Source organism: Nocardia sp. NPDC051052, from assembly GCF_044456045.1.
GTDB lineage: Bacteria > Actinomycetota > Actinomycetes > Mycobacteriales > Mycobacteriaceae > Nocardia.
On the sequence record NZ_JBITFL010000001.1, the window covers coordinates 643,150 to 662,990 of the forward strand.

Annotated in this window: 17 protein-coding genes; 6 read left to right on the plus strand and 11 right to left on the minus strand. The window is 66.9% G+C overall.

Going from position 1 to position 19,841, the window contains the following annotated elements; translation table 11 throughout:
* Window positions 1-40: 40 nt before the first annotated feature.
* The 5 genes from ACIBCN_RS02850 to ACIBCN_RS02870 all read right to left on the minus strand — a co-directional run bounded on the left by ACIBCN_RS02850 (window position 41) and on the right by ACIBCN_RS02870 (window position 5,332).
* Complete coding sequence (locus tag ACIBCN_RS02850) at window positions 41-754, minus strand: MBL fold metallo-hydrolase (protein WP_396989750.1); 714 nt, start codon at window positions 752-754, stop codon at window positions 41-43.
* 391 nt (window positions 755-1,145) lie between these two features.
* Window positions 1,146-1,892: an adenosylcobinamide-GDP ribazoletransferase gene (locus ACIBCN_RS02855; protein WP_396989751.1), complete on the minus strand. Its 747-nt coding sequence runs from the start codon at window positions 1,890-1,892 to the stop codon at window positions 1,146-1,148.
* A gap of 82 nt (window positions 1,893-1,974) precedes the next feature.
* On the minus strand, window positions 1,975-3,141 hold the full coding sequence (cobT, locus tag ACIBCN_RS02860; protein ID WP_396989752.1) for a nicotinate-nucleotide--dimethylbenzimidazole phosphoribosyltransferase: 1,167 nt from the start codon (window positions 3,139-3,141) through the stop codon (window positions 1,975-1,977).
* Window positions 3,142-3,655: 514 nt separating this feature from the next.
* Window positions 3,656-4,210 carry a bifunctional adenosylcobinamide kinase/adenosylcobinamide-phosphate guanylyltransferase gene (gene cobU / locus ACIBCN_RS02865; protein ID WP_396989753.1) on the minus strand — a complete coding sequence of 185 codons (555 nt, stop codon included), beginning with the start codon at window positions 4,208-4,210 and terminating at the stop codon, window positions 3,656-3,658.
* 144 nt (window positions 4,211-4,354) lie between these two features.
* Window positions 4,355-5,332, minus strand: a complete 978-nt coding sequence (locus ACIBCN_RS02870; protein WP_396989754.1) for a helix-turn-helix domain-containing protein — start codon at window positions 5,330-5,332, stop codon at window positions 4,355-4,357.
* Window positions 5,333-5,417: 85 nt separating this feature from the next.
* Here ACIBCN_RS02870 and ACIBCN_RS02875 point away from each other — a divergent pair, with 85 nt between their 5' ends.
* A complete protein-coding gene (locus tag ACIBCN_RS02875) occupies window positions 5,418-5,576 on the plus strand; it encodes a hypothetical protein (RefSeq protein WP_396989755.1) in 159 nt (52 codons plus the stop codon).
* Between the two features lie 150 nt (window positions 5,577-5,726).
* Here ACIBCN_RS02875 and ACIBCN_RS02880 read toward each other — a convergent pair whose 3' ends face one another.
* Window positions 5,727-6,335, minus strand: a complete 609-nt coding sequence (locus ACIBCN_RS02880; protein WP_396990167.1) for a DUF3043 domain-containing protein — start codon at window positions 6,333-6,335, stop codon at window positions 5,727-5,729.
* Window positions 6,336-6,593: 258 nt separating this feature from the next.
* Here ACIBCN_RS02880 and ACIBCN_RS02885 point away from each other — a divergent pair, with 258 nt between their 5' ends.
* Both ACIBCN_RS02885 and ACIBCN_RS02890 read left to right on the plus strand, forming a co-directional pair.
* Window positions 6,594-6,950, plus strand: a complete 357-nt coding sequence (locus ACIBCN_RS02885; protein WP_396989756.1) for a HesB/IscA family protein — start codon at window positions 6,594-6,596, stop codon at window positions 6,948-6,950.
* 412 nt (window positions 6,951-7,362) lie between these two features.
* Window positions 7,363-8,331 carry a carbohydrate kinase family protein gene (locus tag ACIBCN_RS02890; RefSeq protein WP_396989757.1) on the plus strand — a complete coding sequence of 323 codons (969 nt, stop codon included), beginning with the start codon at window positions 7,363-7,365 and terminating at the stop codon, window positions 8,329-8,331.
* 106 nt (window positions 8,332-8,437) lie between these two features.
* Here the strand turns inward: ACIBCN_RS02890 and asnB are convergent, their stop codons facing one another.
* Window positions 8,438-10,414 (minus strand): asparagine synthase (glutamine-hydrolyzing), encoded by a 1,977-nt coding sequence (gene asnB, locus ACIBCN_RS02895; protein ID WP_396989758.1) that lies wholly within the window; start codon window positions 10,412-10,414, stop codon window positions 8,438-8,440.
* Window positions 10,415-10,851: 437 nt separating this feature from the next.
* Between asnB and ACIBCN_RS02900 the strand changes: the two genes are divergently transcribed.
* Both ACIBCN_RS02900 and ACIBCN_RS02905 read left to right on the plus strand, forming a co-directional pair.
* Window positions 10,852-11,973 carry a cytochrome c oxidase subunit II gene (locus ACIBCN_RS02900; protein ID WP_396989759.1) on the plus strand — a complete coding sequence of 374 codons (1,122 nt, stop codon included), beginning with the start codon at window positions 10,852-10,854 and terminating at the stop codon, window positions 11,971-11,973.
* 14 nt (window positions 11,974-11,987) lie between these two features.
* Window positions 11,988-12,404: a cytochrome c oxidase subunit 4 gene (locus ACIBCN_RS02905; protein WP_378722150.1), complete on the plus strand. Its 417-nt coding sequence runs from the start codon at window positions 11,988-11,990 to the stop codon at window positions 12,402-12,404.
* A 108-nt stretch (window positions 12,405-12,512) separates the two neighbouring features.
* Here the strand turns inward: ACIBCN_RS02905 and ACIBCN_RS02910 are convergent, their stop codons facing one another.
* The 4 genes from ACIBCN_RS02910 to ACIBCN_RS02925 all read right to left on the minus strand — a co-directional run bounded on the left by ACIBCN_RS02910 (window position 12,513) and on the right by ACIBCN_RS02925 (window position 18,558).
* A complete protein-coding gene (locus ACIBCN_RS02910; RefSeq protein WP_396989760.1) occupies window positions 12,513-13,325 on the minus strand; it encodes an SDR family NAD(P)-dependent oxidoreductase in 813 nt (270 codons plus the stop codon).
* 1,163 nt (window positions 13,326-14,488) lie between these two features.
* Complete coding sequence (locus ACIBCN_RS02915) at window positions 14,489-15,193, minus strand: hypothetical protein (protein WP_396989761.1); 705 nt, start codon at window positions 15,191-15,193, stop codon at window positions 14,489-14,491.
* 479 nt (window positions 15,194-15,672) lie between these two features.
* Window positions 15,673-16,950, minus strand: coding sequence for an FAD-binding oxidoreductase (locus tag ACIBCN_RS02920; protein ID WP_396989762.1), 1,278 nt, complete (start codon window positions 16,948-16,950; stop codon window positions 15,673-15,675).
* Window positions 16,951-17,001: 51 nt separating this feature from the next.
* The gene (locus tag ACIBCN_RS02925) at window positions 17,002-18,558 is read right to left on the minus strand and encodes an alkaline phosphatase D family protein (protein ID WP_396989763.1); all 1,557 of its coding nucleotides are present in this window, start codon (window positions 18,556-18,558) and stop codon (window positions 17,002-17,004) included.
* A 315-nt stretch (window positions 18,559-18,873) separates the two neighbouring features.
* Between ACIBCN_RS02925 and ACIBCN_RS02930 the strand changes: the two genes are divergently transcribed.
* Entirely contained in the window at window positions 18,874-19,824 is a 951-nt protein-coding gene (locus ACIBCN_RS02930) for an Lrp/AsnC family transcriptional regulator (RefSeq protein WP_396989764.1), read from the plus strand.
* Window positions 19,825-19,841: the final 17 nt, after the last annotated feature.

A 19,841-nucleotide genomic window follows, 5' to 3' on the forward strand; every position in this document is an offset into this window, starting at 1 on the left:
CGAGTGGCACACCATGCTGTCACCTGGTGTGCCACTCGATTCAGCTGGGCATGAATACGTGCCACTCGTCGAGGGTTTTGGGGCGCAGGACGTAGTTCTTGTCCCGGACAGTGGAGAGCGGGGCGTAGGGCTCCTCCGAATACCAGTGCCCGGGGTAGACGACCGGGTCGCCGGATAATTCGGCTAAATAGCGGAGGCTGCGGAACATTTCATCGGAGTCCCCGCCCGGGAAGTCGGTGCGGCCGCAGCCGTCGACGAACAGCGTGTCGCCGGCGATGAGCCGGTCGTCGAAGAGGAAGCATTGGCTGCCGGGCGTGTGTCCTGGGGTGTGCAGCAATTCGATGTCGAAGGCGCCGACGCTGACCTTGTCGCCGTGTTCGTGACCGGTGAGTTCGCTCGGCGCGATGCCGGTGACATTGGCCACCCAGGAGAGTTCTTGGGCGTTGATATGCACTGGGACGCTTGTCTTTTCGAGCAGTTCGCGCACCCCACCCAGGGTGAACCCGAGCATGGTTCCGCCCACATGGTCCGGATGGTGGTGCGTGGCGAGCACGCCGGTCAGCCGGAGCCCGTCGGCCTCGGCGATATCGACCAGATCAGCCGCCGCGTACGCCGGATCGACCACCAAGCACTCGCCGGTTTCCCGATCGCCGATCAGATACGCGAAATTCCGCATCTGCGTCGCAATCGGATCGCCGACGGCGTAGTCCCTCCCCGACAAGAGCTGGCGAAAATACAGGCGCTCAGAAGACATACCGCACACCTTATTGCCCGACCCAGACGATCCGCGCGCCGCGGCCGCAAATAGTTTGCTGCGCCGAACTTCTTACCCCCGCAAACCTGGACATCCGCCCACCTAGACCTGACCAAGATCAACGGCGCGTGATGGTGGCATCGCCCCAGCAGCCTCCGCCACGATGGGTCGTCGGTTCGACACCAACCATCGACGAATCCACATTCAGTGGCACACCAGGGCGGGGGCTTCTCGACGTTTGCCGCCGCCACGTGCCACTGAATGTGGATTCGGTTCGAGCTAGTGCGCGTGGACGTCGTTCGCGTACTTACGAGAACAGACTTGCGACATGGCCGCGCCTATTGCGGCAGTGGCGATCTCGGTCATCCACGTTGGCCGTGGAGGTGGTGCTTCAGAGACAGACGGACAGCGTGGCGGCCGTGACGGAGACGGTGAGTTCGATGGCGGCGCCGAGGGTGTCGCCGGAGAGGCCGTCGAATCGGCGGACGCAGTGGCGGATGAGGATGGTCGAGGCGGCCAGGGCGATGAGGACGGCGAGCGGACCTTGCCAAGGCGCGGGTGTGGCGAAGACGGCGGCGGCGAGGGCGACGGCAGTCCAGGCCGCGGCGGTCAGCGGGTGCTGGGTACCCGCGACGAGCGCGCCGAAGTTGGCGTCGGGCGCGGCGTCGATTCCGTTGCGGCAGGCGAGAACTACCGCGACACGGCCGACGGCGACCGCGAGGGCGACGGCGAACCAGCGGTCCGCCTCGGCCAGCGCGGCGAACGAAAACGCTTGGACGCCAATGGAGAACACGATGGCGGCGACACCGAACGGCCCCGCGCCACCACTCTTCATGATCTGCCTGGCCCGCTCGGGCGGCCCGTAACTGCCGAGGCCGTCCATCGTGTCGGCAAGCCCGTCCAGATGCATGCCCCGGGTGATCAACGCCAGCCCCCCGACCACCAACAGCCCGGCAAGCACCGAACTCGCCCCCACCCAAACCAGCACCCACATCAGTCCGGCCGCCCCCGCCCCGAGCAGCCCACCTACTAACGGCGCCAACGCAATTGCCCGCCCGGCCCCCGCCCGGTCCACACTCTCCGGCCCGCGCACCGGCACGACGGTGAGCCAAGACACCGCGAGCCGCACCCCGTTCATCCCTGTCGGCCCGAGTTGAATTGCGCCACAACGGCGTATCGCGACGTGTTCGCAAGTGTTTCGAACAGCGACGGCCGTTCGCTCATTTCCGCAAGTCTGGCGCGGCCGGGGGAGTGTCGACGGTGGGCTCGGGGTTGTCCGCGGGGACAGTGAGTTCCGTGTTTTCGGCGGTGTCGGTGTCGGCGGTGCTGACGCCTGCTTCGGCGAAGGTGGACATTTCTGTGAGGGTGGCGACCGCGGCGCGCAGGATCGGCAGGGCGGTGAGGGCGCCGGACGCTTCGCCGAGGCGCATGTCCAGATCCAGCAACGGCTCCAGGCGCAGGCGCTGCAGGGCCAGGTTGTGGGCGGGTTCGGTGGAACGATGGCCCGCCAGCCACCAGGCCGAGGCACCGGCGGCGAGGTCCTCGGCGACCAGGGCGGCGGCGGTGACGACCACACCGTCGAGGATGACGGGCGTCCGGCGGGCTGCAGCCTGGGCGAGGAACCCGGCTATGGCGGCGAAATCGGCACCCGCCGCGACGCGCAACAGTTCGACCGGGTCCTTGGCGATCGGACGAGCCCGGCGCATGGTGTCGCGGATCGCGGCGACCTTGCGGGCCCAGCCCGCGTCGTCGACGCCGGTGCCGCGGCCGACGGCGGCAACGGGTTCGGTGTCGGTGAGCGTCGCGATGAGGGCGGTGGCGGGGGTGGTGTTGCCGATGCCCATGTCGCCCGCGATGAGCACGTCGGCGCCCGCGTCGATTTCCTCGTCCGCGATCGCCTTGCCCGCGGCGAGTGCGGCCTCGACCTCTTCGGCGGTGAGCGCGTCCTCGCGGTCGATGGACCCGCTGGACCGGCGCACCTTGTGCTTGGCGATGAGCGAATCGGTCTCGCCGTCGACGGAAATGTCCGCGACCCGAACGGTGGCGCCCGCGACAACGGCGAGGGCATTCACCGCCGCGCCACCACCGAGGAAGTTCGCGACCATCTGCGCGGTGACCTCGCTCGGATACGCCGAAACCCCATGTCGCGCAATGCCATGATCCCCGGCGAACACCACCACCCTGGCCCGCTCGAACTGCTTCGGCGGGCACACACCCTGGCACGCCGCCACCCAGTTACCGAGCTCCTCCAACCGCCCGAGCGCCCCACCGGGTTTGGTCAACTGCGCCTGCCGCTGCTCGGCCGCCACCCGAACCTGTGCGTCAGGAGGCGTCACCGGTCCAAATCCGTGTGTCACTGTCGAGCCTTTCCGGTCAGGACGTTCCATGCATTCATATGCCGCTCAATCTTGCCCGCCGCCCCCATCACCCCGCACATCACCCGCCCCAACCCGCCAGTGCCCGCCGAGCCGCGCGCCGTCGCGGAGTAGTTCCGGCAACGCCTTCGCCAGCCGCTGGGACGCATCGATGGGAGCTGGTCCGCAGGCGGATTGAACGCGGCGCTGTGCCGTGCCGCGGCCGAGCGACGGCAGTATCCACCGCGAAAATATCCACCGCGAAAATCGGTCGGTGTTTCGTCAGCTGCGCCAACATCGACCGCGGAGATCGGTCGTGTTTCGTCGTCGCGCCCGGGTGCCTCGCCGGGCTGGTCGCTGCCGATGTCAAGCGCGGCTCGGACTCACGAGCACGTCGACGGCGCACAGCCGCGTGCCACCTCAGTGCGCGCGTCCTTCACACACGCGCTTCGCCCGTCGCACACTGCTCAGCTGTTCATTCCCTATGTGGAGGACGGAGCAGGTGTGCGAAGTACTGACTGGTGCGGCGAATAGGGGCTGGGGCGGTTCACTTGAGGCGCAGGGGGAGTCCGGCTACGACGAGGAATGCTTCGTCGCAGGCTTGGGCTAGGCGTTGGTTCAGGGTGCCGATTTCGTCGCGGAACAGGCGGCCGGAGCGAGTGGCGGGGATGATGCCCATGCCGACTTCGGGGCTCACGATGATCAGGTGCTGCGGGTAGGCGGCGACGGCGGCGACCAGAGCGTCGGCGTCGGGCGCGACGGTGCCGCGCGGGGATTCCCAGGCGGCGCGGGCGTCGATACGTGCGGTGAGCCAGGTGCCGATGTCATCGATCAGTGTGCTGCCCTCGGGTGCCGGAGCGCCGAGAACGGCTGCCGGGTCGGCACTTTCGAGCACGGTCCAGTCGGCTGGCCTGCGGTCGCGGTGCACGGCGATGCGTTCGGCGAAGTCGAGGTCGGCGGGGTCGGGAATCGAGGTCGCGAGATAGCGGACCGGCCCAGGCGCCGTCGCGGCCAACTCTTCGGCGTAGGCGGATTTACCGGACCGGGCGCCGCCGAGGACGAGAGTCCGGCGCGGCTCGGCAGACAAGACACTGTGCGACACGACAGCACGGTATCAACCGCCGCCGAGTCGACCGCGTCCACGCGGTATCCGCGATCCGCCGGGCTCACGGATCCGCAGCGCCAACAGGAGCGGAGGTGGCGGACCCAAGAGCGGGTGCGGACCGCGAGGGTGCGGCTGGGACTGTCAGGCGGGGGTGTCGACCATTTCTAAAGTGGCGCCGAAGCGGCGGCGGTATTCGGTGGGGGCGATGCCGACGAGGCGTTGGAAGTGGTGGCGCAGGAGGGCGCCGGAGCCGAAACCTGCTCGGGCGGCGATTTGTTCGAGGCCGAGGTCGGTTTCCTCGAGCAGGTGTTTGGTCAGTAGGACGCGCTGGTTGGTCAGCCATTTCACCGGGGTGGTTCCGGTTTCGGCGGCGAAGCGGCGGGCGAAGGTGCGGGTGGACATGGTCGAGCGCGCGGCCAGCTCTTCGATGGTGTGCGGGAGGTCGAGGTTCTCGTTCATCCACTCCAGGGTCGGGATGAGGCTGTCGGAGGTGCAGGTGGCGACCGGCCGCTCGATGAATTGGCGTTGCCCGCCGTCGCGCTGGGGCGGCACGACCATCCGGCGCGCGATCGCGTTGGCCACCGCACTGCCGAGTTCGCGGCGCACCAGATGCAGGCAGGCGTCGATGCCCGCGGCGGTGCCCGCGCTGGTGATCAGGTTGCCCGCGTCGACGAACAGCACGTCGGGGTCGACGGTCGCCTCGGGGTACATCGCGGCGAGCTCGTCCACGTAGCTCCAGTGGGTGGTGCATTTGCGCCCGTCGAGCAGGCCGGCCGCGCCGGCGAGGAACGCGCCGGAGCAGACGGTCAGCACGATTGCCCCCGCGTCCGCGGCAGCCCGGACGGCGTCGATGATCCGTGGATCGAACCCGTCCTTCGACGAGGCGGCCGGAATCGCGACCAGATCGGCCTTCGCCAGCTCGTCGAGGCCGTACTCCGGCGTGACCGTGATGCCGGGCGTCTTGGAGTGCAGCGGCTTGCCTGGCGTGGCGCTGCACACCTTGAAGTCGAACGCGGGCAGCCCGTCGGCAGTCCGGTCGAGGCCGAAAACCTCACAGACCACCCCGAATTCGAACATGGCCATGTGGTCGGACAGCACGACCGCAACCTTCGACAGCATGCGCCCAGTCTAATGGCTGGATCTTTACGAACTGTGTCAGTCCAGCCACTTTCGGCAGTAACTGGCCGAGGGCAAAATTACTGCCATGATTACTTTTCTGATCACCATGGCAGTCATCGTCACTTTCGCCGCGATGGTGGCGCACTACTCGTCACCCGCGGGCTCGTCCAACATCACCGATCGCGACATGCAGCGTATGCAGGCCGACCTGTCGGCGATGCACGGCCGAACCACCAACATCTGACCTCATGTTCCCGCAACCGGCGGCGGCCCGGCTCGTGTCCACGAGCCGGGCCGCAATCATGTGCAGGGGATGCCGATGCACGGCATGCTGATCAATCGTCGGCCGGAAAGGTGTCAATGGCGCTTAACGCCGATCGGCCCCGCGGACGAGCTAGATCGCCTCGCCCGGGCGGACCCGCGGCTTCGGCGCCCGCATCTTGCGGATCTGCGACGCGCGCACGAACGCGTACCAACCGAGCTTGTACCCACCGTCCTCGGTGTCCGGGAAACGCTCCCTGACCCGCCCGTTCACGATCCGGCCGAGCAGGAAGCCCTCGGCGATCATGAAGAACATCATCACCAGCATGGCCAGCGTGACGATCGTCTGCAGCGCGGGCGCCACGAACATCGACAGGATCAGCACCAGCGCCATCGGCATGAACAGGCCGACCAGGTTGCGCCTGCCGTCCACGATGTCGCGGACGAACGCACGCACCGGCCCCTGATCACGCGGCAGCAGGTACTTGTCCTCGCCGGCGAGCATGCGCGTGCGCCGATCCTGGACGGCCGCCTTGCGCTCGGCGGAGGCTTGTTTGCGCTCCTCTTTGCTGCCACGAGTGGCCTTGCGCCGGGCGCGGGCCTCCTTCGCGGTGAGCGGTGCTGGAGCGATCGGGCCGCGTCGCTTGCCTTGTGCGTCACGGCGTTTCGGAGTGGGACGGCCCTTGCCCGCGGTGGCGGTGACCGCCGTGCGAGTGGTGCCCGCGGTCGAGCCGCCGTCCACGACCGCCGTCTGATCGGCGGCCGCGTCGGTGGTGCTGGACTCGCCGCGACGGAACAATTTCACATCGACCAGGCTATTCGATGGAATACGCGGCGGGAAATGCGGTCCGATTCGCGCAGGTGTGCCGGGTCACGTAGGTTGCGTGTTCCCGCGGGCGCGGTGGTGGCAAGATGGGGAATAGCAGCCCGCCGAGTGGTGTTGACCGACACGACCCGTGCGCTGTTCACGGGTCGACGACAGGTTCCTCGAGGAGAGTTCATGACTGTGCAGAACGAGACCGCCACCGAAACACACGGTGCCGTGCTGACCGACGCTGCCGCCAGCAAGGCGAAGGCGCTGCTGGGCCAGGAAGGTCGCGACGACCTGGCGCTGCGGATCGCCGTGCAGCCGGGTGGCTGTGCCGGTCTGCGGTATCAGCTGTTCTTCGACGATCGCTCGCTCGACGGCGACATCGTCGTCGAATTCAGCGGCGTCAAGCTGGCCGTCGACCGAATGAGCGCCCCGTACATCCAGGGTGCCTCCATCGACTTCGTCGACACCATCGAGAAGCAGGGCTTCACCATCGACAACCCGAACGCCACCGGCTCCTGCGCCTGCGGCGATTCGTTCAACTGACCGAACCCGTCCGACTCGTCGTAAGCGGGTTCTCCGCGTAACAGCCCACCCCACGTGAGAAGCGTTCACGTGGGGTCGCGCGTTTCCGGGCCACTGCCCAGCCAGGCGACACACTCCGCGCCGAACAGGCGCCACTCGCACTTTGCCGCCACCAAGTCCATTCGAGGGCCGCATGGCCCGGCGGCCGCCGGGCCCGGCCAGCGCGGAAGCGTCGGATTTCGTAAGAATTCGGGTGGCTCGGCAGTCCGGTGGGCACGACGCTCCGGCCCAACGATCGCGTGCCGCCAGGCATCTCGCCGACCGTGTCCCCCCATCGAGGGGGGCCGAGCCCTTGTCCAACATTGGTACGGTAATGCTGGGACTTCGTTCCCGGTCTGCACCGCCTGCCGCCTACCGTTGAAGGGCCAGCCTCGTGTCCATCGCCGTTTCCGCGTCCATTGCCACCGACCACCTCATGCGTTTTTCCGGACGGTTCCGTGACGCACTGCTGGCTGATCAGCTCGACCACGTATCGCTCAGTTTCCTCGTCGACGACCTGCAGATCCGCCGCGGCGGCGTCGCAGGCAACATCGCCTACGCCATGGGTCTTTTGAACCGCACGCCGCTGCTCGTCGGTGCCGTCGGCGCCGACTTCGCCGAATACCGTCAGTGGCTGGAATCGCACGGCGTCGACTGCTCCGGTGTGCTGATCTCCGAGCGCGCGCACACCGCGCGTTTCGTCTGCACCACCGACGACGACATGGCGCAGATCGCGTCGTTCTACCCGGGCGCGATGAGCGAGGCCCGCGACATCTCCATCGGCGAACTCGCCAAGGCGCATGCGCTCGACCTCGTGCTGGTCGGCGCCAACGACCCCGACGCGATGCTGGTGCACACCGCCCAGTGCCGCGAGCTCGGCATCCCGTTCGCCGCCGACCCGTCCCAGCAGCTGGCCCGCCTCGACGGCGACCAGGCCGTGCAGCTGATCGACGGCGCCGCATACCTTTTCACCAACAAGTACGAGTGGGCGCTGCTGCTGCAGAAGACCGGTCTCAGCGAGGCCGAGATCGCGCAGCGCGTCGGCATCCGGGTGACCACGCTCGGCGCCGACGGTGTGCACATCGTCGACCGGGACGGCACCGAACTGACCGTTGGTGTCGTTCCCGAGACCACCAAGGTCGAGCCCACCGGCGTCGGTGACGCGTTCCGCGCCGGTTTCCTCACCGGCCACACCGCGGGCCTCAGCCTGGAGCGCTCGGCCCAGCTCGGTTCCCTCATCGCGGTGCTGGTCCTGGAAACCATGGGCACCCAGGAGTGGACCCTCAACAAAGAGACCGCGCTCGAGCGCCTGGCCGGCGCCTACGGTGCCGAGGCGGCCGCCGAAATCAAGCCGCTGCTCTGAGCCTGACGCTGCCGCACACGTATTGTGCGGCAGCGCATCAGGGTGCTGCCGCACATGAGTTGTGCAGCCCCTCAGCCCTTTCGGCGAGGGGCACTTCGACAACGACCTACAGTGAGACCGGGTAGACCGGCTCCTGGATCTCCGGCTTGATGCGGTCCTCGACGAAGATGCCGTGCCACACCATGAAGACCAGCAGCGTCCACAGACGGCGGCTGTGGTCGATGGTGCCGGTCCGGTGGGCGACGAGCATGTCGCTGATCGCGGCCTTGTTCAGCAGGTGATCGGTCTGCGATTCGAGGATCTGCTGATGGGCCCAATCGTAGAGCTCGGTGCCGCGCAACCAGTGCCGCAGCGGGACCGGGAAGCCGAGCTTGGCGCGGTGCAGCACATGCGCGGGCACGATGCCCTCGAGTGCCTGGCGCAGAGCGTATTTCGTGGTTTCCTTGGTGATCTTCTGCTCGAAGGGCAGCCCCTCGGCGACCTTCAGCACCTCGGTATCCAGGAACGGCACCCGCAATTCGAGGGAGTTGGCCATGGTCATCTTGTCGGCCTTGACCAGGATGTCGCCGCGCAACCAGGTGAACAGGTCCAGATGCTGCATGCGGGCCACCGGATCCCAGCCGCGTGACTGCGCGTAGATCGGCGCGGTCACGTCCTGATGGGTCCATTCGGGCCGGAATTCGCGGAGCACGGAACGCAATTGGGCGTCGCTGAAGCTGCGCGCGTTGCCGTAGTAGCGCTCCTCCAGGCTGAGCGAGCCGCGGTGCAGCAGGCTCTTGCCCCTGGTGCCGTCCGGAATGCGGTCGGAGAGCTTGCCCGCCAGCTTGCGCAGCCCGCCGGGCAGGTACTCGAAGGGCTTGAGCGACAACGGCTCCCGGTAGATCGTGTAGCCGCCGAACAGCTCGTCGGCACCCTCGCCGGACAGCACCACCTTGACGTGCTTGCGCGCCTCCTTCGCCACGAAGTACAGCGGCACCAGCGCCGGGTCGGCCACAGGATCGTCGAGGTACCAGACGATTTCGGGAATCGCGGCGGCGAACTCGGCGGGCGAGACGGTCTTGATGACGTGCTTGGCGCCGATCGCCGCGGCGGTCTCAGCGGCGACGTCGGCCTCGGAGTAGCCCTCGCGTTCGAAGCAGCTGGTGAAGGTGATCAACTTCGGGTTGTGCCGCATGGCCAGCGCGGCGACCGCGGTGGAGTCGATGCCGCCGGACAGGAACGAGCCGACGGTGACGTCCGCGCGCATGTGCTTGGCGACCGAATCCTCCATTGCCTCGGCGATCTCGCGGTAGCGAGCGGCCGCCGAACCCGGCGCGAACGGGCGAACCGTGAACTGCGGATGGAAGTAGCGGGTGACCTTGGGCGCCTGGCCGAGACCGACCGTCGCGTAACTCCCGGATTCCAGCCGCCGGATGTCCTTGTGCAGCGTCTCCGCCTCCGGCACGTATTGCAGCACCGTGTAGTGCTCCAGCGCGCGCGGATCCAGCTCGTCGCCGAGCCCGAGCGCGGGCAGCAGCTCCAGCAGGCTCTTCTTCTCGCTGCCGAACGCGGTGCCGCCCGCGCCGGTGGCCAGGAACAACGGCTTGATGCCGAACGGGTCCCGCGCCAGGAACAGTTCCTTGGTCTCGGTGTCCCAGATCGCGAACGCGAACATGCCGCGCAGCCTGCGCACCGCCTCGGGGCCCCAGTAGTGGAACGCCGCGACCACGGCCTCGCCGTCGCCCTCGGTCCGGAAGATCGAGTCGTCACCGAACTCGGCGGCGTGCGCGTCGGCCAGCTCTTTGCGCAGTTCGATGTAGTTGTAGATCTCGCCGTTGAAGGTCAGCGCGTAGCGCTCCCGGTTCTCCGGCGGGCCCCAGCGCAGCGGCTGGTGCGAGTGTTCGATGTCGATGATCGACAGGCGGTTGAAGCCGAAGATCATATGGACCGGAGCGGAGCCTGCGGAGCGACCATCGCCACCGTCGTGCCACGTCCCTCTTTCGTCGGGGCCGCGGTGGCGGACGCAGTGCAGCGCGTCGTACACCTGCTCCACCACGCCAGGCGCTGCCTCGTCAGATGTCAGAAACCCGAGCAGTCCACACACGGCGTCGGCAACCTCGTTTCTCCGGTCGGGACACGGCCGGAAACCGGCGCGTCCGAATGTCTTGCGGGGGCGGTGCGCAGCGTCTACCGCGAGGGGTTGATCCGGTACCTGCCGGGGCCTGATCTCGCGGTGAGCACAGCGGCCGAAATGTTGTGTCCGAGTATGCCGCACACGCGCGCCGCCCGCGTACTGCGCACCCTGTCCAGGGCTTTTGCGCAGAGATGCGCGGGCGGGCGCGATGCGCGGAGTGTCGAATGCGACCCGACGACAAACAAGGCGCCCGTTTGGTCTACGCTGCGTAGTACTCAGGCCATTCTCAGGCGGCGTACGCGCTCGACCGGGGACCGGCCTGATCATGTGCTTAGAACGTATCGTCGGGCGGTCGCAGCCCAGGCGGTGCAAATGTCGGAATGTGTGGCGACCAGGAAGGCGTGAGCGTGGCGCACAAGGCGAGCGAAGAGATCGGGGTACGACCCGCACAGGGTTCACCCACCCCACCGGCTTCGCCGGCTAACCGTTCCCACGGACGGATCCTTCGGCGGGCCGGGCTGGCGGTGTCCCTCGGGATCACCGCGGTGCTTGTCTCGGGCTGCTCGATCGATAGTGTCTGGCTGCGGTTCGGCTGGCCCTCGGGCGTCACGCCGCAGGCCACCCGGATGCGGGAGCTGTGGACCTGGTCGGTCGTAGCCGCTCTGTTGATGGGCGTGCTGGTGTGGGGTCTGACCTTCTGGACCGTCGCGTTCCACCGCAAGAAGGCGGACTCCCCGGAGTTCCCCCGGCAGACCGGCTACAACGTGCCGCTGGAGCTGACCTACACGGCGGTGCCGTTCGTCATCATCGCGGTGCTGTTCTACTTCACCGTCGTCGTGCAGAACTACGTGCACGAGAAGGTCGACAACCCCGACGTCACGGTCGATGTCACCGCCTTCCAGTGGAACTGGAAGTTCGGCTACCGCGGTGTGGACTTCAAGGACGGCGCCAAGTACGACGGGGTCGACAGCACGCGCGAGTCCGCGAACCAGGAACAGCTCGAGGGGTACAAGGAAAAGACCAAGGACGGCCACGCGCAGCCAGGCCCGATGCACGACGGCCTGCCCGCGAACGACATCCTGTCCTACCTGCACTACGACAAGGTCGAGACCTATGGTTCCAGCACCGAGGTGCCGGTCCTGGTGCTGCCGACCAACAAGGTGATCGAGTTCCAGCTCGCCGCGGCCGACGTGGTGCACGCCTTCTGGGTGCCGGAGTTCCTGTTCAAGCGCGACGTGATGCCGAACCCGAAGGAAAACCACTCGGACAACGTCTTCCAGATCACCAAGATCGAGAAGGAAGGTGCGTTCGTCGGTCGTTGCGCGGAAATGTGCGGCACCTTCCACTCGATGATGAACTTCGAGGTGCGCGCGGTTTCGCCGGACAAGTTCACGAAGTACCTGGACGCGCGCAAGGCGGGCAAGACCAACGCCGAAGCGCTGCAGTCCATCGGTGAATCGCCGGTCGCCACGTCGACCCGGCCGTTCAACACCGATCGCACGACCAAGACCGCGGCCGAGGCAAAGTAAGGGACTGATCTGATATGAAGATCGAAGCGCGGATATTCGAACTGCTGACGGTGTTCTTCATCATCGTCGCGATTGTCTACGGCTACTTCACCGGCGTCTCTCGCACCGGCGTGGAATGGGCGGGCACCACCGCGACCGTCCTGACCGCCGGCCTGTCGCTGATCATCGGCACCTACTTCCGCTTCGTCGCGCGTCGCCTCGACCTGCGTCCGGAAGACTACGAAGACGCCGAGATCGTCGACGGCGCAGGCGACCTGGGCTTCTTCTCGCCCGGCAGCTTCTGGCCCATCACCCTCGCCGGTGCCGGTGCCATCACCGCCCTCGGCCTGGCCTTCTTCCAGTTCTGGCTGATCGGCCTCGGCGTAGTCTGCATCCTCATCGCCGCCGCAGGCCTAGTCTTCGAGTACTACCTCGGCCCCGAAAAGCACTAACCCACCCCAAAAGCCCCCTCCCGCCACCGCCGGAGGGGGCTTTCGGCGTCTTGACGTAGGTTGCGGCGTGCGTCAAGTGGATGTTGCTTGCGTCAAGTGCGGGTAGGGCTAGATGCCGAAGGCGTGCATGAGGCGGGCTGTGGAGCGGGGGGCTACGCCGGCTAGGGCGTAGAGGGTGCGGGTGAAGCGGGGTTGGGTGCGGGGGGAGGTGGCGTTGATGGCGGATTCGATGCGGTGGGCGGTTTGGGTGGCTGCTGCGGGGGGCTGGGTGGCATCGACGTCCGTGCGGAAGGCGGGGTAGTGGACGGCGGTTACCTGGATGCCGTGGGGGGAGAGTTCGGCGTCGGCGCATTGGCCGAAGGTGGTCCAGGCGGCCTGGGCGCTGGCGTAGGAGGCGAAATTCGGTGCGGCGCCGGTGTGTACGTTCCAGGGGCCGACGTTGATCACGTGGCCCGAGCCGGAGCGGAGCATCGCGGGCAGTAGGCCGAGGGTGAGGCGCAGCGGGCCGAAATAGTTGGTGGCCATCATTCGCTGGTAGTCGCGGAAGCGGTGCAGTGACTGGGTCACCGGTCTGCGCATCGGCCGCCCGGCCGTGTTGATCAGCACGTCGACCGTGCCGAATTCGCCGAGCACCCACGTAACGAGCTGATCGACGTCGCCGAGCGCGGAGACGTCGCAGCGATTCCAGTCCGCCACACCGCCGTCCGAGCGGATCTCCTCGCAGGCACCGATGAGCTCATCGCTGCCACGCGCGACCAACAGCAGTTGAGCGCCCTGGGCGGCAAGCACATTCGCGGTGGCCCGGCCGATATCGGAGCAGGCATCGGTGATCAGCACGCGCTGTCCGATCAGGGATCGCTCCGGCGGACGGTGACGTTTACGATCAGCGAATCCCACCGGAACAGCACGAAACTCGGGCATCGGCACAGCAACCTTCACAAGCGGACGGGCTGAACACACGCACGGCACCACACTGACAGCGCCGAACCCACATGTCGCCGCTACCTTCTGGCGACCATGTACGGCGGTCACAGTATAGAGTTAGCCGCCCGTTTGACGGGGCCCGTTCATCAAATGTTCCGGCCTCACCGCCCTGAACTGGCGACCACCAAACCTGGTCAGTCGCTCGAGATTTCTGGCGTGCCCATTTGTCTACGGGCGGTGCCCATCCGGCTGCACGCGGCCGATGGTCGAGTGGGTTTTCGGCATGCTCCGCGTTGCGATGTGGTCGGTCGTGTCCGCTCGGTTGGCGCGGGTTCGCTGATCGGTCGACCACGCGCTGTGTCCCTTACGACCACGGGTCGTGCCCGGTCGGCTGCACGCGGTCGATGGTCGAGTGGGTTTTCGGCATGCTCCGCGTTGCGATGTGGTCGGTCGTGTCCGCTCGGTTGGCGCGGGTTCGCTGATCGGCTGGCCGCGGCCGTGCCCCTTCCACGAGGGGCGGTGCCCGCTCGGCCAGGGTGGTGCCTGCCCGATCACAGGCCAGGCCCCTCCGACCACCTGCCATGCCCGCTCGACCATGGGCGGTGCCCGGTCGGCTGGCGCGGGTTCGCTGATCGGCTGGCCGCGGGCCGTGCCCCTTCGGCCAGGGGTGGCTGCGCGGCCAGGGTGGTGCCGTTCGACCACGGGTCGTGCGTGTTCGGCTGCACGCGGCCGATGGTCGACCGAGAGTTCGGCACGCTTTGCATTGCGATGTGGTCGGTTTCTGCTCGACCGATGCGGGTCACTGACCGTTCGACCACGGGCCGTTCCTGGTCGGCTGCATGCGGTCGACCAGGAACGGGAGTTCGGCACGCTGCGCCTTGCAAGGTGCAGCGGTTGTGGCCGCTACTGGTGCGAGTTCCTGATCGGGCGGGTGCCCGTTCGACTTCGGGTGGTGCGCGTTCGGCTGTACGCGGCCCGATGGCAAAGCGGGAGTACGGCATGCTCAGTGTTGCGAAGTGGAGCGGTCGAGCCCGCGCGACCGACAGGTTGGCTGATCGACCGGCGTGACTGGATTCGTTGCGCGACGCACTACCGCCCGCATCGCCATTGCGGTGCGCGGCGATGCGGGGGTGGCGGTTCTTTCGTTGTGCGAGGCTGAGTTAGTTGTCCTTCTCTTCCGACTGGGCGAGCTTTTTGCTGGCGGCGTTGCCGCACGTCTGCTCCCCGGCCGGCGCCAGCGGCAGCCCTGCCTTGCACAGGATGTCGTACTCTTTCATAAGCTTCACGTATTCGAAGTTCACGAGTTTGCTATTTTCCTCGAAGCCGGGCTTGAACTTCAGGTTCTCCTTGAGTGACTTTCGCGTGGCAGCGTAGTCCGCCGCTACCTCTTCGTTGTCGCATATCAGGCGGCGGAAGGCATTGTTGTAACTACCGCCTTTGCCGTTCTCGATTGCCTTCCTGGCAGCCTCGCCGTACGCCGGTCCCGGATTGTAGACCCCGTCCTTGTTTTTGATTCCGGTCGCCTTGACCTTGATGACACGGCGAGCTTCCAGCTCAGCATCGGCACCACCGTCGAGCGGGCTCTGATCTCTGACTTCCGCGAACTGGGACAGAACGGAATCAGGCAGATCGCCCGGGGTGCAAATCGCCGTGGCCAGCGTCGGGCCGTATTGATCTTTCATGATTTTGGTCAGTTGTGAGCTGTCCGTATCCGCCGGCGGCTCGAAGGGGGCTGCATAGGCGACGGCGCTCGAAGTGATGGTCCCGGTGAGAAACACGGCGGCCGCTGCCGTGCGGGTGCGATGCGACAGTGTCAATTTTCCTCCACGGATGATCAGGATTGACGCCGGAACAAACGAGATCATGCCCGCGGCATGGTGCGTCCGCAGGAATTGCATACCGATCGCTTCGAAATGTCGAGGCACCGGAGGGTGTGATCGAGGTGCGGTATTCGCGCCGGAATCGGGTGGGTATTCCCACTACTCCTTCGAGGTGCCTGGACAGGTCTGTGCAATCAGCCGAGTGTGTGCATGGTTCGAGTCGCCGAAAGGTTAGCGCATCTGTGGTTGCCGAACAAAACCCTTACCGGCGTACCCGGCCGACACCGGCGCGTCGAGTGGAAAAAGGAAGATCGCTTCCATCCACGACGCTGACGGCAACGAATGTCTTATTCCGAACCACGCGGTCCTACTCTAAAAGCATTTCTTTCACTATCAGATGGAAGCGTGATTTGTAACGCGCCCACGCGTCGAATCGCGTGTTCCCGCGAGGCGCCGACACCGTAGCGACGTTTCGGACGCAGCTCACCGCGGCGCGGGGTGTGCCTGGCATGGCACACCAGCGCTTACTCCTCCGACTCGTACCGCAGTGCGTTCTCCGAACGGCAGATCTCGTCGATCCCGGAAACGATGTCGCGCAACAGTTCTGAGGGGAGGGCGGCGGGGCGTAGGCGGCTGGTGAAGGTGATCAGGCCGTGGTCTTCGGGGGAGAGGCCGCGGGCGGCGGATTCGGAGCGCAGGTAGCGGGAGCGGACGCCGTAGGTCATCGCGGAGATGACGGTGAAGCAGCCGGTGCGCTCGCGATGCCCGGCGAACAGGTCGTGCAGGCGGTAGAACACCGACGTGTAGCTCGACAGCGGCGCGAAAATGCCGACCCGGTAGGCGGGTCCGCGCTCGGACGAGCTGAGCGCGGTGTCGGCGAGGTACTCGGCGTCGCGCAGGGTTTGCACCTTCGGCGCGAACAGCACCGCGCCTGCCGCGGCGTTGCGCAGCGGCATGCCGGCGGGGCCGCTGGCGGCGGAGGCGATGACGCCCAGCGACTTCCTCGCACGGGAGCCCACCTCACGCCGGGCCCGGACCGAGCGGGTCGGCACGGTGGGATGCAGCGTGGACCACTGCCCGAACCGCACCGTGCCCAGTTGCACATGCCCGACGCCGCCCGGCCGCGCGACCTTCAGCGGCGCGGTGTCGACCCAGCGACCCACCTGCAGTGCCGCATTGCCCGGCCGCATGATCTCGGCGTAGGCATGTTCGACGAAGGAGTCGAAGTCGAGGAACCGGTCGGCGTTGGTGGTGAGCCAGGTGCGGTCCTTGTCGATGTCCATCACGTCGAGGGTGAGCGCGGTGATGATGCCCGCGCGCCCGCCCGCGCCGAGGATGCGGTGGAACCGCTCGGCGTGGTGGGTGCGCCCGCAGGTGCCGATGCGTCCGTCGTTGTCGACATATTCCAGATCGACGATCTGATCGATGAACATGCCGTACTTGTGCGAGGCTGCGCTCACGCCGCCCACGGACGCGAATCCGCCCGCGGTGATGTCGCGGTGGTCGCCGACGATCGGCAGCCCGAGCCCGTGCGCGCCGAGCCGCCGATCGATGTCGGACAGCTTGGCGCCGGCCTGCACCCGCACCGTCCGCCGCCCCAGGTTGATGTCGAGCACCTGATTCATCCGGCGCAGCGACACCACCGTCGGCTGGGCGGGCAGCGTGAGTCCATCGTCGAGTTGCTCGCCGCCGCGCACGGTGAGCGGTTCCGCGCGGCCGCGTGAATCCCGAACCGTGCGAACGACATCCGCCGTATCGCGGGGCAGGTATTCCTCGGCGGAGACAAACTGCGGCGTGCTCATGGCACGAAAACTACTACAGCGCGGCCCGCGACGCCTCCCCGATCTCGTGTGCTACCGGACGGTCGGTTCTAGTCGCTGGCTGAACAGCACGGATCCGCTCGCGTCGCACAGATTGACTGTCAGTTCCCTTGACTTACCGTCGATCTGTACCTCGCCGAAATGTTGGAAGGCGTCCAGCGGCGAACTGTTCTGCACCGGCGGCGCGTGCACGAACACCGCCTCGGGTCCGAACGTCGCGTCCAGCGGGTTCGGTCCGAACGCGCCGGCGTTGAGCGGTCCGGAGACGAACTCCCAGAACTCGTCGAAGTCGGTGAACGCCGCGCGCTCGGGGGCGTAGTGGTGCGCCGCGGTGTAGTGCACGTCGGCGGTCAGCCAGACCACGTCGGTCACCTTGTTCGCCTTGATCGCCGAGAGCACCTGGGCGATCTCGGTTTCCCGGCCGGATGGCCGGCCGGGGTCGCCGTTGGCCGGGCCTTCGAACGCGGTGGTGTTCGGCTGTTCACCATCCTTGACAACCAAGCCGAGCGGCAGGTCGTTGGCGACGATCTTCCACGTCGCGTTCGAGTCGCGCAGGCCCTCGATCAACCACTTCGTCTGCGCCGGACCGAAGATGCGACCCTCGGGTCCGTTGTCGGCGTCGTTGGTGTCCTTGTAGGTGCGCATGTCCAGCACGAAGATGTCCAGCAGCGGGCCATAGGAGATCTTGCGGTAGAGGCGACCGTCCACCGCCTCCTTGGGTTCCACCGGCATCCACTCGTGGAACGCCTGCCAGGCGCGGGTGGCCAGGGTGTCCATGCTGCGCTCGGTGTAGCCCTTGGACTCCGGGACAAGGCCGCCGGGGTACCAGTTGTTGACCGTCTCGTGGTCGTCCCACTGCACCACCTGGGCGACCGAGGTGTTGAAGCGGAGGTAGTTCTGGTCGGTCAGGTTGTAGGCGTACGCGCCGCGGTACTGCTGAAGGGTTTGCGCGGGAGCGCTTTTCGCCTCGGAGACGATGTTGCGCCAGATTCGCCCGTCGGGGAGCGTCACCGATTCCTTGACAGGGTTGTCCGCGTAGATGGAGTCGCCCGAGTGCAGGAACAGGTGCGGGTCGCGGGCGGCCATGGTGGCGAAGATCTTCATGCCGCCCAGGTCGGGGTTGATGCCGTAACCCTGGCCGACGACGTCGCCGGACCACTGCAGCCTGATGTCGGACGCGCCGGTCGGTACGGTGCGGAACACGCCGGTGATCGGTTCTGAGGCACCGCCGTCGTCGCTCTCGAGAGTGACCCGGTAGTGCACCTGCTCGCCCGCGGGCAGGCCGTTGACGCGCACCCGGCCGGTGCCGTCGGAATCCGGGGTGAGCAACGGTCCGGTGAATCGCCTGACGTTGGTGAATGATTCGGTGGCCGCGGTCTCCACGATCAGCGTCGCGGGCCGGTCGGCCCGCGCCCAGATCAGCGCGCCGTCACTGCGCGGATCACCCACCGCGACACCGTGCGTCAGCACCGGCCGCTGCCGGACCAGGGCCGGTCCGTCCGACGAGCACGCGGCCAGCGCGGGGGCGGCCACCAAGCCGAGTGCGGAGGTGCGCAGCAGGGTGCGGCGGGAAAAGGTCGAACCAGTCATGGGATCACCCTGGACCAGCTATCTCAACGCAATGTGAACGGGTCCGGTCTGATTGGGTAACGGGGTGGCCCGCGCGCCGCAGCATTCGTCGCGCCACGGAGGCTGGCAGATGGCCTCTCCACACCGGGAATGCTTCTAGCGGGCTGTATACCTGCGTGTCCCAGCATTCGTCGTGCCACGTGCCGCACGGGCAGGCCGGCGGGCGGAATCTTCCGCACCAGTATCTGCTTCCAGTGGATCCGGCGTGCGGACCGTCGTCTTCACCATCCTGGAGAAGGTGTGTGCCGGATACCGTCACAGATTTATTCTTGGCCAATGGATGCTGTCGATCGTGGGCTGATTCATGCGCTGCATGTCGACGGGCGAGCTGCGTTTCGTGACATTGCCGGGGTGCTGGGGGTTTCGGAGAACACGGTTGCGCGCCGGTATCGCAGGTTGCGGGGGGAGGGGGTGGTGCGGGTGGTCGGCATGGTGAATGGCGGGCGGCTGGGGTACGTGTCCTGGACGGTGCGGGTTCGGTGTGCGCCTGATGCCGCGATGTCGGTGGGCAAGGCGCTGGCGGATCGTTCGGACACGTCATTCGTGTATCTGCTGTCCGGTGGGACCGAGGTTTCGTGCACCGTGCAGGCAGCGAGCGGTCAGGAGCAGGACGCGTTGCTGCTGGGTAAATTGCCGCGTACCAGTCGGGTGGTGGCGGTTTCGGCGCATCTGGTGTTGCGTGGATTCGCGTTGCCGTCGGGGTGGGCGGGGGTGGCGGCGCTGTCGCCGGAGCAGGTGGCGGTTCTCGAACCGCCGGTGGTCGAATCATCCACCGCGCCAGTCGAATTGGACGATGGGGAGCGGGCATTGCTGCATGCGCTCAATCGGGATGGTCGTGCCTCTTACGCGGAACTGTCGACGGCGACCGGGTGGTCGGAGTCGACGGTGCGGCGGCGTCTCGTGGCACTGCGTCGGATGGGTGTGTTGCAGTTCCACCTCGATATGCCGCCTGCCGCGATCGGGTTCCGCACCGAGGCCAGGCTGTGGATCAACGCGCAGCCCGCTTACGTCGTGGATGTCGCCGAAGCCTTGGCGCGCAGGTCCGAGGTTGCTTTCGCCGCGCTGACCACCGGGTCGACCAATCTGCTGGTGGCGGTCAACTGCCGTGACACCACTGACCTGAGTTTGTTTCTTACCGAACGGATCGCTCCGCTGCGAGGCGTCAACTCGATGGAGACCGCCCCCATCATCAGGACCATCAAGCGCGCGGGAGCGTTACTGCTCTGAAGCTGGAAGTTGTTGCG

Coding starts and splice junctions, on each gene's coding strand:
- ACIBCN_RS02930 (WP_396989764.1), top strand. CDS start 18,874: ATGGATGCTGTCGATCGTGGGCTGATTCATGCGCTGCATGTCGACGGG.
- cobT (WP_396989752.1), bottom strand. CDS start 3,141: ATGGAACGTCCTGACCGGAAAGGCTCGACAGTGACACACGGATTTGGA.
- ACIBCN_RS02850 (WP_396989750.1), bottom strand. CDS start 754: ATGTCTTCTGAGCGCCTGTATTTTCGCCAGCTCTTGTCGGGGAGGGAC.
- ACIBCN_RS02925 (WP_396989763.1), bottom strand. CDS start 18,558: ATGACTGGTTCGACCTTTTCCCGCCGCACCCTGCTGCGCACCTCCGCA.
- ACIBCN_RS02910 (WP_396989760.1), bottom strand. CDS start 13,325: ATGCCCGAGTTTCGTGCTGTTCCGGTGGGATTCGCTGATCGTAAACGT.
- ACIBCN_RS02915 (WP_396989761.1), bottom strand. CDS start 15,193: ATGATCTCGTTTGTTCCGGCGTCAATCCTGATCATCCGTGGAGGAAAA.
- ACIBCN_RS02875 (WP_396989755.1), top strand. CDS start 5,418: ATGATTACTTTTCTGATCACCATGGCAGTCATCGTCACTTTCGCCGCG.
- ACIBCN_RS02870 (WP_396989754.1), bottom strand. CDS start 5,332: ATGCTGTCGAAGGTTGCGGTCGTGCTGTCCGACCACATGGCCATGTTC.
- ACIBCN_RS02885 (WP_396989756.1), top strand. CDS start 6,594: ATGACTGTGCAGAACGAGACCGCCACCGAAACACACGGTGCCGTGCTG.
- ACIBCN_RS02855 (WP_396989751.1), bottom strand. CDS start 1,892: ATGAACGGGGTGCGGCTCGCGGTGTCTTGGCTCACCGTCGTGCCGGTG.
- ACIBCN_RS02905 (WP_378722150.1), top strand. CDS start 11,988: ATGAAGATCGAAGCGCGGATATTCGAACTGCTGACGGTGTTCTTCATC.
- ACIBCN_RS02920 (WP_396989762.1), bottom strand. CDS start 16,950: ATGAGCACGCCGCAGTTTGTCTCCGCCGAGGAATACCTGCCCCGCGAT.